10 protein-coding genes and 1 pseudogene are annotated in these 12291 nt (G+C 72.9%); 7 read left to right on the top strand and 4 right to left on the bottom strand.

All coding sequences use genetic code 11. From position 1 onward, the window contains the following. Both ACZ4Z4_RS07210 and ACZ4Z4_RS07205 read left to right on the top strand, forming a co-directional pair. Complete coding sequence (locus tag ACZ4Z4_RS07210; RefSeq protein ID WP_468323413.1) at positions 1 to 954, top strand: glycosyltransferase family 2 protein; 954 nt, start codon at positions 1 to 3, stop codon at positions 952 to 954. A gap of 59 nt (positions 955 to 1013) precedes the next feature. Further along, positions 1014 to 1283 (top strand): DUF6480 family protein, encoded by a 270-nt coding sequence (locus tag ACZ4Z4_RS07205; protein ID WP_468323410.1) that lies wholly within the window; start codon positions 1014 to 1016, stop codon positions 1281 to 1283. Positions 1284 to 1310: 27 nt separating this feature from the next. Here ACZ4Z4_RS07205 and ACZ4Z4_RS07200 read toward each other — a convergent pair whose 3' ends face one another. Then, positions 1311 to 3842, bottom strand: coding sequence for an ATP-dependent Clp protease ATP-binding subunit (locus ACZ4Z4_RS07200; protein ID WP_468323407.1), 2532 nt, complete (start codon positions 3840 to 3842; stop codon positions 1311 to 1313). A 206-nt stretch (positions 3843 to 4048) separates the two neighbouring features. Here ACZ4Z4_RS07200 and ACZ4Z4_RS07195 point away from each other — a divergent pair, with 206 nt between their 5' ends. Together ACZ4Z4_RS07195 and ACZ4Z4_RS07190 are read left to right on the top strand one after the other, a co-directional pair. Continuing rightward, entirely contained in the window at positions 4049 to 5074 is a 1026-nt protein-coding gene (locus tag ACZ4Z4_RS07195; RefSeq protein WP_468323404.1) for a DNA topoisomerase IB, read from the top strand. A 51-nt stretch (positions 5075 to 5125) separates the two neighbouring features. Further along, positions 5126 to 5584: a DUF6098 family protein gene (locus ACZ4Z4_RS07190; RefSeq protein WP_468323401.1), complete on the top strand. Its 459-nt coding sequence runs from the start codon at positions 5126 to 5128 to the stop codon at positions 5582 to 5584. Between the two features lie 121 nt (positions 5585 to 5705). On the opposite strand, the gene ACZ4Z4_RS07185 is transcribed toward ACZ4Z4_RS07190, so the two are convergent. Both ACZ4Z4_RS07185 and ACZ4Z4_RS07180 read right to left on the bottom strand, forming a co-directional pair. Next, complete coding sequence (locus tag ACZ4Z4_RS07185) at positions 5706 to 6209, bottom strand: SPW repeat protein (protein ID WP_468323398.1); 504 nt, start codon at positions 6207 to 6209, stop codon at positions 5706 to 5708. A 221-nt stretch (positions 6210 to 6430) separates the two neighbouring features. After that, complete coding sequence (locus ACZ4Z4_RS07180) at positions 6431 to 7570, bottom strand: baeRF2 domain-containing protein (protein WP_468323396.1); 1140 nt, start codon at positions 7568 to 7570, stop codon at positions 6431 to 6433. 386 nt (positions 7571 to 7956) lie between these two features. Here ACZ4Z4_RS07180 and ACZ4Z4_RS07175 point away from each other — a divergent pair, with 386 nt between their 5' ends. Then, positions 7957 to 8154 carry a hypothetical protein gene (locus ACZ4Z4_RS07175; protein WP_468323394.1) on the top strand — a complete coding sequence of 66 codons (198 nt, stop codon included), beginning with the start codon at positions 7957 to 7959 and terminating at the stop codon, positions 8152 to 8154. Positions 8155 to 8173: 19 nt separating this feature from the next. On the opposite strand, the pseudogene ACZ4Z4_RS07170 reads toward ACZ4Z4_RS07175, so the two are convergent. Beyond that, a pseudogene (locus tag ACZ4Z4_RS07170) lies at positions 8174 to 8996 on the bottom strand (VOC family protein). Positions 8997 to 9237: 241 nt separating this feature from the next. On the opposite strand from ACZ4Z4_RS07170, the gene ACZ4Z4_RS07165 reads away from it, so the two are divergent. After that, entirely contained in the window at positions 9238 to 10917 is a 1680-nt protein-coding gene (locus ACZ4Z4_RS07165; protein WP_468323391.1) for an amidase, read from the top strand. 108 nt (positions 10918 to 11025) lie between these two features. Continuing rightward, the gene (locus ACZ4Z4_RS07160) at positions 11026 to 12201 is read left to right on the top strand and encodes a spore photoproduct lyase family protein (RefSeq protein WP_468323389.1); all 1176 of its coding nucleotides are present in this window, start codon (positions 11026 to 11028) and stop codon (positions 12199 to 12201) included. The last annotated feature ends 90 nt before the right edge of the window (positions 12202 to 12291 follow it).

Genomic DNA, 12291 nt, shown 5'->3' with positions numbered 1-12291 from the left:
ATGCCGTACGAGAACGCCCCGACGACCGGCACCCTCACGGAGCACGAGCGGGACCCCGGGCCCGACCCCCGTACGACCGTCGTCGTGATCACCAAGGACCGCCGCCGCGAACTGCTGCGGACCCTGCGCACCCTGCGGGACCTCCCCGAACGGCCCCACGTGATCGTCACCGACAACGCGTCGAGCGACGGCACGGCGGAGGCGGTCGCCCGGTACTTCCCCGAGGTCCGGCTGCTGCGGCCGGGACGGAACCTGGGAGCCGTCGGGCGCAACCTCGCGGTCCGGCACGTCCGCACCCCTTACGTGGCGTTCTGCGACGACGACACCTGGTGGGACCCGGGCTCGCTCCGGCGCGCCGCGGACCACCTCGACGCGCACCCGGCGCTCGCGGCCGTGACGGCCCGCATCGTGGTCGAACCGTCGGGGGAGGAGGACCCCGTCGTCGCCGAGTTGCGCGACTCCCCGCTCTCGGGGCCCGACTGGCTGCCGGGGCCCGCCCTCGGGTCGTTCCTGGCCGCCGCGACCGTCATCAGAGCCGACGCCTTCCGGGACGCGGGCGGCTTCCACCCGGGGCTGTGGCTCGGTGGGGAGGAGGAACTCCTCGCCACCGACCTGCTGACACGAGGGCACTGGCTGAGCTACGTACCGGAACTGACCATCCATCACGCGGCGTCGACGGTCCGGGACAGCACCGACCGGCGCGTCCTCGGCCTGCGCAACACCCTGTGGTTCACCTGGCTGCGCCGCCCCTGGCCCTCGGCCCTGCGCCGCACCGCCCACCTCCTGCGCACCGTGCCGCGCGACCGGCCCTCCCTGCGCGCCGTCGCCCGCGCCGTGGCGGGCCTGCCCTGGGTCCTGCGGCAGCGGGCCCCCGTACCCCCGCCGATCGAGGACCGCCTCGTCGCCCTGGAGAAGGCGCGCCGCCACTCCACGGCCCGCCGCTACGTCGGCTGAGGGCGGGCGTCCACGGTGTGGAGAGGTGAGCCCCGGCAACTCGTGGGAACTTGGATCACATGAGTCCTTCCCAGAAACCGGACCCGGGTTCCGACCCCCGCCACCCGGACCCGGACCCCGACCCGCAGCACGCCACAGGACTGGAACCCGGCGGGAGCGTCCCACCGGGGGAGACCCCGCCCGCCGAGAGCAGCATGCCGGGGGCGGGGCCGGAGGAGACGTACAACCCTCCGAAGGGCTGGGGGAAGGGCCCGCTGGCCCTGATCATCGGCATGGGCGTCCTGATCGCCGCGTTCTTCCTCGTCTACGCGATCGTGCTGCTGCTGTGACACGGGGAAGGGCCGGCGGCAGGACCGTCAGCCCACGCCCGCATCCGCCGTGACCCGCATGTCCAGCGCGTCGTCCGCGACATCCACCACGACCCGGCTGCCCGCGGTGAGCCGGCCGTCCAGGAGCAGCCTGGAGAGCCGGTTGTCCACCTCGCGCTGGATCGTGCGGCGCAGCGGACGCGCACCGTACTCCGGCTGGTGACCCCGCCGTGCCAGCCAGTCCACCGCCTCCGTGGTGAACTCGATGACGACGTCCTGTGCGTGCAGCCTGCGCCGGGTCTCCTCCAGGAGCAGGTCCGTGACCTGCCTCAGCTGCTCGCCCGTCAGCCGCCGGAAGATGACGATCTCGTCGACGCGGTTGAGGAACTCGGGCCTGAAGTGCTCGCGCAGCGGCCGCAGCACCTGCTCGCGCCGCGCCTCCTCGTCGGCCTCCGACCCGTCGGCCCGGAACCCGAGGGTCGCGCCGCGCCCCGTGAGCGCCTCGGAGCCGAGGTTGCTCGTCATCACGATGACGGTGTTGGTGAAGTTCACCGTCCGGCCCTGCGCGTCGGTCAGCCGCCCGTCGTCGAGCACCTGGAGCAAGGTGTTGAAGACGTCGGGGTGGGCCTTCTCCACCTCGTCGAGGAGCAGCAGCGAGTACGGGTGACGGCGTACGGCCTCGGTGAGCTGGCCCGCCTCCTCGTGGCCCACGTAGCCGGGCGGCGCCCCGACGAGCCTGCTGACGGTGTGCCGTTCCTGGAACTCGCTCATGTCGAGGCGGACCATCCGCTCCTCGCTGCCGAACAGCGCCTCGGCCAGGGCCCGCGCCAGTTCCGTCTTGCCGACGCCCGTGGGACCCAGGAAGAGGAAGCTCCCGATGGGCCGGTCCGGGCTCGAAAGGCCCGACCGTGAGCGCAGGACGGCCTCCGCCACGGCGCTGACCGCCTCCTCCTGCCCGACGACCCGCTCGTGCAGGTGCTCCTCCAGGCCGAGCAGCCGGTCCCGCTCCTCCTGCGTGAGGGTGCTGACCGGGATGCCCGTCTGCCGGGACACCACCTCGGCGATGTCCTCGGAGGTCACCTCGACGATCTGCCCGTCACCCGGCTCGCGGTCCTGGCCCGCCGCGATCCGCCTGACCAGGTCGTTGATGCGGTCCCGCAGCTCGGTGGCCCGCTCGTACTGCTCCGCGGCCACCGCCTGGTCCTTGTCCCGGGCCAGCTGCTCCGCCTCGCGTTCCAGCGCCCGCACGTCCGTGCCCTTCGTGCTGGCCCGCAGCCGCACCCGGGCGCCCGCCTGGTCCATCAGGTCGATCGCCTTGTCGGGCAGGAAACGCTCGGTCAGATAGCGGTCCGACAGCTCCACGGCGGCGAGCAGCGCCTCGTCGGAGTAGCGCACCTGGTGGTGCGCCTCGTACCGGTCGCGCAGGCCGCGCAGGATCTCCACCGCGTCCGCCGCCGTCGGCTCCGCCACCAGGATCGGCTGGAAGCGCCGGGCGAGCGCCGCGTCCTTCTCGATGTACCGCCGGTACTCCTCCAGGGTGGTCGCCCCGATGACGTGCAGCTCACCCCGGGCCAGCGCGGGCTTGAGCATGTTGCCCGCGTCCATCGACCCGCCCTCGGAACCGCCGCCGCCGGCCCCGACCACGGTGTGCAGCTCGTCGATGAAGACGATCAGCTCGTCCGAGTGGGCGCGCACCTCCTCGATGATGCCGTTCAGCCGCTCCTCGAAGTCACCGCGGTAGCGGGTGCCCGCCACCACCCCCGAGAGGTCGAGCGCGATGACGCGCCGGTCCGCGAGGGTGTCCGGCACGTCGCCGTCGGCGATCCGCTGGGCCAGGCCCTCCACGACGGCGGTCTTGCCGACGCCCGCGTCACCGATGAGGACCGGGTTGTTCTTGCCGCGCCGGGAGAGCACCTCGATGGTCTGCTCGATCTCCTCCTCACGGCCGATGACCGGGTCCACGCCGCCCTCCGCGGCCCGCGCGGTCAGATCCCGCCCGAACCGGTCGAGGGTCGGCGTCGCCGTGCCACCGCCGCCGCTCTGCCGCTGCTCGGCGGGCCCCGGCCTGCCCTGCGGCGGCTGCGGGGCGGGACCGGGGTCGAAGCGGGCCGCGTTGAGGATGTGGCCCGCCGCCGAGTCGGGGTTGGCGGCCAGCGCCATGACGATGTGCTCAGGACCGATGTACCCGGCGCCGACCGCGCGGGCCACCTCGTGCGCGTCGAGCAGCGCCCGCTTGACGGCCGGGGTGAGCGCCACCGCCTGGGTGGGCACGGCGCCCTCGGTCTCCGCGGAGTGCCGGTCGATCTCCTCGGCGATCTGCTCGGGGTCCGCACCGGAACGCGCCACCAGACCACGGGTCGGCTCGATGGTCAGCGCCGCCCGCAGCAGATGCTCCGTGTCCAGATTGCTCTTGCCGTGCTCCGCCGCGTACGAGGCCGCCGCGGCCACCAGCTCCCGCGCGGGGCCGCTCATCAGCCTGCCGATGTCGATCTGCCGTCGCCCACTGCCGAGGAACCGCGCGAAGAGCTCTCCGAAGGGGTCCTGCCCGAATCCCTCGGGCCCGATGAAACCGCTGCTCATAGCCGTCCGTTCCGGTGTCCCGGCCCGCCGGGACAGCCTCGTGCCTGATCGTTTCGTGTCCGCTCCGGGTGCCCAGTCGTCACCCTCGTCACTCCTGGTGCCCCGCCTACGATCGTCGCCCGTGGCGGCCCGCCGTGCCTGCGGCACGCTCCGCCGAACGGGCTGTTCCGAAGTCTGCCGCCCCGCTTTGGGGGCACTCCTGGGACATGGGTGAGAAGCGGCGACTGAGAACGAGCCACATCGACGGGCCCGGGATCACCCGCGTCCGCTCCGGACGGGGGTTCCGCTATACGGATGCCTCGGGCCGCCCCGTCACGGACCCGGCGGAGAAGGAGCGCCTGCGGCGGCTCGTCATCCCGCCGGCCTGGCGGGACGTCTGGATCTGCCCGTGGCCCAACGGACACTTGCAGGCCGTGGGCACCGACGCCGCGGGCAGGCGCCAGTACCTGTACCACCCGCGGTTCCGTGAGCGGCAGGAGGCGGCCAAGCACGAGCACGTCCTCGAGGTCGCCGCCGCCCTCCCCGACGTGCGCGCGCACGTGGCGGAGGACCTCGCGGGCCGCGGCCTCAGCCGGGCACGCGTCCTCGCCTGCGCCGCCCGCCTGCTCGACCTCGGCTTCTTCCGCATCGGCAACGAGTCCTACCGGCGCGACAACGGCACCTACGGACTGACGACACTGCTCAAGGAGCACGTCGCCTGCCGGGGCGGCGAGGTCTGCGTGACGTACCCGGCGAAGTTCTCCAAGACGCAGACGCGCGCGCTCGTCGACCCGCCCGCCTGCAAGGTGCTGCGCGCCCTGCTGCGCAAGGACGCCGCGGGCCCGCGGCTGTTCACCTACTGGCAGGGCGGAGCCTGGCACGAGCTGCGCGCCGCCGAACTCAACGCATACCTGCGGGAGCGCGCGGGCACGGACATCACCGCGAAGGACTTCCGCGTCTGGCACGGCACCGTCCTCGCGGCGGTCGCCCTCGCGGTGTCGGTGCAGGTCGCCGACGAGTCACGGGCGGCACGCAAACGCGCCGTCACGCGGGCGGTCCGCGAGGTCAGCGAGTACCTCGGCAACACGCCGGCGGTCTGCCGCGCCTCCTACATCAACCCGCGTGTCATCGAGCTCTTCGAGGAGGGCCGCACGATCGCCGACGCCCTGGACCGGCTGGGCGACGGCGCCACGTTCGGCCGTCCGGCGACGCAAGGGGCCATTGAGGAGGCGGTACTGCGGCTGCTGACGTGAGATGGGAAGCCGGTGAGCACAGAAGTGGCGACAAGGAGAGTGATCACACGCATGAGCGGTTCGGACGACCTGCCGGTCCTGCACACCCTGCGGGAGCTGGCCCGTCTCGTGGAGCGCCACGAGGGCCTGTACGTGCGCTGGTCCCGCGGCCCCGCCAAGGACCTCGGCAGGGTGATGAGCAGGGACGATCTGACGGGTGTCCGCATGCCGGGCCTGTCGGCCAACCCGCTCGGCGTCGAGCCGTGGTGGGAGGACCGCCCCGTCGAGCTGTGGGTGGCCCGGCGGCTGCACGACTACTCGCACCTGCCGCGCGAGAAGGGTCCCGGCGTCCGCCCCTGGGTGCTGCTCGGGCACGAGGCCGCCCGGGGCCCCGACAACGAGCCGCTGGTCGACGAGGTCGAGCCGATGGCCTGGATCGACACGAAGATGATCGACGAGGCCCGCGAGAAGGTGGCGCACGAGGCGGGCGGCTGGGGGCCCCTGCGGCGTACGCACGGGGTCGAGGGCTGAACCGCGCGACCGCACGAATCCACGACCGCGCCCCGCGGCAGGTGTGCCACGGGGCGCGGTCGTGCGGAGGGGGCGACCGGTCGGCGGTGGAGGACCGACCGGTCGGGGGAGGGGCGGCCGGTCAGTCGTGACCGCCGCGGCTCATGCCCCTCCTGCCTTTCCCGCTGTTCCTTCCGTGTGCCGCCTCGGACTTGTCTCCCGCACGGGCGGCCGCACTGGCGGCCAGGGCGAGGAGGGCGGCCACGGCACCGGTGATGACGTTGCTCACCACGGTCCTCGTGGTGGTGGCGTCACCCGCGATGACCCATGGTGCGACGATCGTCCAGATGCCCAGCGCGCACGCCGCCCACGCCATGCCGTGGGTGCGCTCGTAGGCCCGGCCGAAGCCCCCGCTCATCAGGAGCGCGTACGCGACGCCGACGATCAGGTTGACGATCGACAGTCGCGTGAAGCTGTTGAAGCCCGCGATCCAGGGAGAGGCGGCCAGGTAGAGGCCGGTGAGGAAGGCCAGCGCGTCGATGGCCTGCACCTTGGGTGTGCTGGCCGCACGCTCGGCACTCTCGTGCCGGGCGCGCATGTCGACGATGTCGGGGTGCGTGTCCATGGAGGACGGCGCCCCGGACATCGGGGCGTGGGCTCCTGACATCGACGACGGGGCTCCGGACGGCATTCCGGACGGGGACCTGGGGGACGTTGTCACTGCGTCCACCTCCAACCAGGTGGTTCTTGGTGCGGCACCGGAGGCACGCACACAGTTTTGGTCAATCGTCGCCGGCAGTGTCTGCCGGTCGGCCGGGAACGCGGTGCGCTCGGCGATGCACCTCCCTCTTCGCGGGCTCCTGACTCTCAGACCGCACTCGGTTCGTACGTCCAGCGCAGCAGGGCGCCGAGTCCTCCTGCCGGGATGTCGTCGCTCACCTCCTCGAACGGGATGATCAGCACGTCGGCGGAGGTGGCCGCCGCCGAACGCAGCAGCGCGTCGTCGGCGCGTACGGGGACGGGGGCGCCGTCGCCGAGGGCCTCGGCGTCCGTGCGGCGCACCGCCACCTGGTCCGGGTCGGCGCCCGCCCACATCTCGCGGTGCAGGTCGGGGCCGTCCGGCCGGACCAGGAGCGTGTCGATGCGGTGCTCGCGCGCGGCGTCGACCACGGCGGGCACGCCCTCCACGGCGTCGGTGGGCCGGTCGGTGCCGACGCGCCCCGCCCGGAAGCGGTCGAGCGCGTCGTCCACGCGCTGGTGCAGATGCTCCTGGCAGGCGTTGGCGATGGCCTCTTCCAGCGCCGCGGAACCGGAACCGGCGGCACGGCCGCCGTGCTCCGTCTCGACCGTCACGGCGCGTACGGCCTCCGGCAGCTTGTCGCGCACGGCCGGCCGCTCGCGCGGGTCGCCCACCAGCACCACCAGGTCGGCGCCGGACTCCTCATAGGCCTCGGTCAACGCTTCGGCGATCTCCGCGGCGTTGCGCTCCCAGGTGTTCTCCACCTTGAGCTGGAAGTGCCGCTCGGACCAGTCGGAGGAGGTGGTGCGGTGCACCGGCCACTGCTCGCCCTCCACGTGCCCGGAGTCCTGCGGTCCCGCCGCGGCCCGCAGCTCGAAGTCGGCGCCGGTGCGGTCGATGTAGGCGACGAGGCTCACGGGGTCCTGGCCGCACAGCTCCAGCAGGGGCGTGAGCCGCGGCAGCGGGCCCCAGCAGGCGATCTCGCCCTGGGGCCGCCTGGAGAGCCGGTGGCTCAGCACGACCTCGCCGCCGGTGGCGAAGACGACGCGTCCCGCCGGGTCCTCGGCGGGTGAGAGCGCCGTCAGGTTGTCGCGGACCGCCGCGACGGTGGCCTCGTCCGCACCTTCCTGCTCCAGGGTCCGGCACACCTCTCGTACGGAGAGTTCACGGCGTTTGGCGCCCGCCTCGTCGGCCTGACCGGGGTCGAAGTACACCGTCGCCCAGGGGCCGGGACGGTCCAGGAGTGGTTGCAGAAAAGAAAGACGCATGGTGACTCGCTCCTTGTGGGCCGCGTTCCGCGACCGGCCCACGTTCGGGTTCGTCGTTCAGTCGGTGGGCTCGTTCCCCTTCTCGGCTCTGCGGGTCCCCGGGCGCAAAAGGGAGCAAACTTCCCTCTTGCCAGAAATCGGAGGCAGGCTGGTGGGCTCACTGGGCTCTCGGAGGAGAGACGGGCCGCTGGGTGGGGCTTGTCGCCGCGGCCGGCGGCGGAACCGTGCGTTCTTCCCCACCAGAATACGCGCCGATCCCGTGCGCCGCTTCAGGACTCGTTCCCCTTGGGCCACGGGCCCGCAGGGGTCTCGCGAACTGCTCGACGGGACCGTGGCGCCGTGCCGTGGCAGCATGGAAAGACCCGAGAGGCGAGGGAGCGAAGGCGATGTCGAACCCGCAGCAGCCCGAACAACGGCGCAGTGACAAGGGCGGGGCAACGCCCCAGGACAGCGCGGAACTCAAGGCGCGGCAGCCCGGCACCTCACGCCGGGCCGGCGCGCACGCCCATGGAACGGACAAGGGCGGCAAGGGTGGCGGCCGCGGGGGCGGAACCCCGCCCGAGCAGCGGCCGAACCACCCCTGAGGCTGGGAGACCCCGGGAGTCAGTCCCGTCGAGCGGTCACGCGTGCCGTCACGGTGAGGATGCCGCCCTCGGGATCGCAGATGGTGATCGCCGGGCCGTCCGCGCCGTCGTCGCGGCGCACCACGGACCCGCCGTGGCGCAGCGCCGTACGGACCGTGGCCTCGGGGTCGGCGACAGTGAAGTGGACTTCCCAGCGGGGTAGGTCGACCGGGTGGCGAGCCGTCTCGGCGGCGCCGGAGCGGAGCCGGGCGAGCACCGTGCCCTCCTGGCTCAGGACGACTTCGTCGTTCTCGTAGTCGACGTCGCAGCAACCGGGCCGCCCGCAGGCCCAGTCGAGGACCTGGCCGTAGAAGATGGCCGCCTCGAAGGCGTCCGGTGAGCGCAGCCGCAGCCAGACGGGTGCCTGCGCGCGCCAGGAGTGCCAGTCGGAGACGAGCCGGCCCTCCCAGATGCCGAAGACGGCCCCGTTCCGGTCCGCCGCGAGCGCGCCGCGGCCCACCGGGAACCGGAGCGGTCCCACGGCGACGGTGGCGCAGCGCTCACGGATGCGCGCGGCCGTCTCGTCGGCGTCCTCGACCGCGAAGTAGGGCGTCCACGCGACGGGCACCCGCAGCGCGGAGGCGAGAGAGCCGATGCCCGCGACCGGGCCTGCCCTCGTGCATGGCGACGCGGAAGTCCTCGCCGAGCGGTGCGGGCCGGAACGTCCAGCCGAAGACCGCGCCGTAGAAGGACTCGGCGACCGTCAGGTCGTGGGTCAGCAGGGTCGCCCAGCAGGGCGCCCCGAAGACTTCGCGGCTCGTCGTCGCGCGGGCGGCGGAGGTGGCTGATCTGTGGTGGGTCATCGCACTCAACATCCAGGTGGGGAAGGGTGCGGCGACGGGCCGGTCGGCCCGGGGAGCCGCTCTCGTGCGTTCTTGTTCGTGCCGAGCCGCCGTATCGGCCCATATGCCCGGATTCCCGGCGTTTGCCATGGTACTCGGCATGGCCGACGGCGACCCGGGTGAGGGTGCCGCGAGCGGCGAGGCCCGGCGCCGGGTCCCGCACCCTTGCGCCGGGTGCTGCCCGTGTAGTCGGCTGGGCCGCATGGGGAAGAGAAGCGTTGCCACGATGACCGCCGCCCTTGTCGCGGGGTCCCTTCTGACGGGCGTACCGCTTGCGGGCGCGCAAGCAGCCGAGTCCGGCGCCGACCGTCCGTCACCGTCACCCGGGTCGCCTTCCGCGCCCGGGTCGCCTGCCGGGCTCGGGAACCCTTCCGGGCTCGGGTTCGACCTCGACACCGTGACCATCCCGGAGTTACAGACGCGCATGGCGCGCGGCTCGCTGACCTCGTCGGCGCTGACCCGGGCCTACCTGAAGCGGATCGACAAGGTCGACCCCAAGATCCACGCGGTGCTGCGCACCAGCCCGACGGCCCTGCGCCAGGCGGCCGCCAGCGATGCCAGGCACCGGCGGGGCGAGACCCTCGGGCCGCTGGACGGCATCCCCGTCCTGCTCAAGGACAACGTGAACACCCGCGACATGCCGACGACGGCCGGGTCGCTCGCCCTCGCCGGGAGCCCGCCGAAGACGGACGCCGTGCTGGTGACCCGGTTGCGCAAGGCCGGGGCGGTGATCCTCGGCAAGACCAACCTGTCCGAGTGGGCCAACTTCCGCGCGGCGAAGCCGACGTCGGGGTGGTCGGCGGTGGGCGGACAGACCAACAACCCGTACGTGCTCGACCGGAACCCGTGCGGTTCCTCGTCCGGTTCCGCCGCCGCGCTCGCCGCGTCGCTGTCGCAGGTGGCGATCGGCACCGAGACGGACGGCTCCATCGTGTGCCCGGCCGGGATGACCGGCGTCGTCGGCCACAAGCCCAGCCTCGGCCTGGTCAGCCGGTCCGGCGTGGTGCCGATCTCCGCCGAGCAGGACACGGCGGGCCCGATGGCGCGCAACGTGATCGACACCGCGCTCACGTTCTCGGTGCTCAGCGGCGGCAAGGGTCCGCGCACCCAGGGCGACCGCCCGGCCGCTCCGCACGGCGAGCGGGTCGCTGCCCACGACAAGCCGACCGGCCTGCGCGGCAAGCGGATCGGCCTGTGGCGCCTGCCCTCGCTCGGCCCCGACGTGGACGCGGTGATGACCCGTACGGCGAAGAAGCTGCGCGCGGCCGGAGCCGTGGTCGTCGAGGTGACACCGCCCTACCAGGCGCGGCTCGCCGAGCTCGAATTCCCCGCCCTGCTCAGCGAGTTCCACCGGGACATCGACGCCTACCTCGGCACGCGCGAGGGCCCCCGCGACCTCGCGGAGCTGATCGAGTTCAACCGCTCCCACCCCGCGGAGCGGACCTGCTTCGCCGGTCAGGAACTCTTCGAGCAGGCCCTCGTCGCGCCGCCCACCACCGACCCCGGGTACCGGGCGATGCGGGCCGAGCTGAAGGACCTCTCCCGGCGCTCCCTCGACGAGACCATGGCCAGGCACCGGCTGGACGCCATCGCCGCGCCCACGAACCCGCCCGCCTGGACGACCGACTGCGCGCGCGGCGACAACGACGTCATCCCGTCCTCCACCCCCGCGGCCGTCGCCGGATACCCGTCCCTCTCGGTGCCGGCGGGTTCGGTCGGTGAGCTGCCGGTGGGCGTGCTGCTGATGGCCGGCGACCGCCAGGACACCGAGCTGCTGGCACTGGGAGCCGCCGTGGAGCACCGCCTGAACGCCTGGCGGGCACCGCGCTACCTGCCGACGACCGGGTCCGGCGCACAGCCCGGCGTACCGCCTCGTCGCTAGCGCCTGCCCGGCGTGTGGGCGGCACGGCCGCGTCGGTGTGCGCTTTGATCTGTGCGCAAGCACTTTCACACCGGTCGGCCGTGCGGCGCCCGCCCGGAGAGGAACGCCATGGAGCAGCCGGTGTCAGGACCCGCCCCGGGAGAGCCCGAGCAGCCGGCGCTGTTCGGCTGGCCGGACGAACCTCCGGCACAGGCGGCGCGGGGGACGTTCCGGGACAGCCCGGAGGCGCGCCGGCTGCTCGATGTGCGTGAGGTGTACGCGGAGCCGGCAGCCCTCGATTCACCGCGCGGCAGGCAGATCATGGCCCGGCTGCCGGGCGTGCGCGTGACCGAGGTGGACAGCCACTGGCGCATCCCCTCCCTGCACGGGAACGACGGCAACGTCGCCCGGTGGGTCCGCGTCAAGACCGAGACGCTGGTCCTCGGGGTCAAGCGGCAGCTCGTGACCCGCCCCAACGGCAGATCGGCCGACTGGATCGCGCCGGGGCCCTCCAACGGCTGCGCGATGTCCTGCGCCTACTGCTACGTCCCGCGCCGCAAGGGTTACGCCAACCCCATCACCCTCTACACCAACATCGAGGCGATCGTGGCGCACGTCCGGCGCCACGTACGGGCCCAGGGCCCCAAGACGACGCCCAACCAGTGCGACCCGCGGGCGTGGGTCTACGACATCGGCGAGAACGGCGACTGCTCCGTCGACGCACTGGTCTGCGACAACACCGCCGACCTCGTCGCCGCGTTCCGGGGCATGCCGACGGCGAAGGCCTCCTTCGCGACCAAGTTCGTCAACCCCGACCTGCTCGCACTCGATCCCCGGGGGCGGACCCGTGTGCGGTTCTCGGTCATGCCGGCCGACGACGCCCGGCTGCTGGACATCCGCACCAGCCCGGTCGCCGAGCGGATCGCCGCGGCCGCCGACTTCCTCGACGCCGGTTACGAGGTCCACTTCAACCTCTCGCCCGTCGTCCTGCGCCCGGGGTGGGAGCGGGACTGGGCCGATCTGCTCACCCACCTCGACGACGTACTGCCCGCCCGCGTCAAGGAGCAGGCGGCGGCCGAGGTCATCTTGCTGACGCACAATCAGGCGCTCCACGAGGTCAACCTGGGGTGGCACCCCCGCGCCGAGGAGGTGCTGTGGCAGCCGGAGATCCAGGAGACCAAGCGTTCGCAGAACGGCGCTCTGAACGTGCGCTACTCCCTGGACGTCAAGCAGCGTTCCCTGTCGCGTCTCCAAGAGCTGCTGGCGGCGCACGCCCCCTGGCTGCGCGTGCGGTACGCCTTCTGATCCGATCCGGTATGCCTTCTGCCGCGACCCCCGCACCACCACTGAAAATGGTGGCGGAAAATGTGGTCGTCGCACAGACCAACCGACCAG

It is taken from the genome of Streptomyces sp. NPDC030245, assembly GCF_055572995.1.
Note: the sequence above shows the minus strand (reverse complement) of the source record. Positions and strands in the feature narration are given on the sequence as shown.

Excerpts from the sequence above, each read along its gene's own strand:
- ACZ4Z4_RS07205 (WP_468323410.1), top strand. The coding sequence starts at position 1,014 with ATGAGTCCTTCCCAGAAACCGGACCCGGGTTCCGACCCCCGCCACCCG.
- ACZ4Z4_RS07175 (WP_468323394.1), top strand. The coding sequence starts at position 7,957 with ATGTCGAACCCGCAGCAGCCCGAACAACGGCGCAGTGACAAGGGCGGG.
- ACZ4Z4_RS07160 (WP_468323389.1), top strand. The coding sequence starts at position 11,026 with ATGGAGCAGCCGGTGTCAGGACCCGCCCCGGGAGAGCCCGAGCAGCCG.
- ACZ4Z4_RS07190 (WP_468323401.1), top strand. The coding sequence starts at position 5,126 with ATGAGCGGTTCGGACGACCTGCCGGTCCTGCACACCCTGCGGGAGCTG.
- ACZ4Z4_RS07180 (WP_468323396.1), bottom strand. The coding sequence starts at position 7,570 with ATGCGTCTTTCTTTTCTGCAACCACTCCTGGACCGTCCCGGCCCCTGG.
- ACZ4Z4_RS07200 (WP_468323407.1), bottom strand. The coding sequence starts at position 3,842 with ATGAGCAGCGGTTTCATCGGGCCCGAGGGATTCGGGCAGGACCCCTTC.
- ACZ4Z4_RS07185 (WP_468323398.1), bottom strand. The coding sequence starts at position 6,209 with ATGTCCGGGGCGCCGTCCTCCATGGACACGCACCCCGACATCGTCGAC.
- ACZ4Z4_RS07210 (WP_468323413.1), top strand. The coding sequence starts at position 1 with ATGCCGTACGAGAACGCCCCGACGACCGGCACCCTCACGGAGCACGAG.
- ACZ4Z4_RS07165 (WP_468323391.1), top strand. The coding sequence starts at position 9,238 with ATGGGGAAGAGAAGCGTTGCCACGATGACCGCCGCCCTTGTCGCGGGG.
- ACZ4Z4_RS07195 (WP_468323404.1), top strand. The coding sequence starts at position 4,049 with ATGGGTGAGAAGCGGCGACTGAGAACGAGCCACATCGACGGGCCCGGG.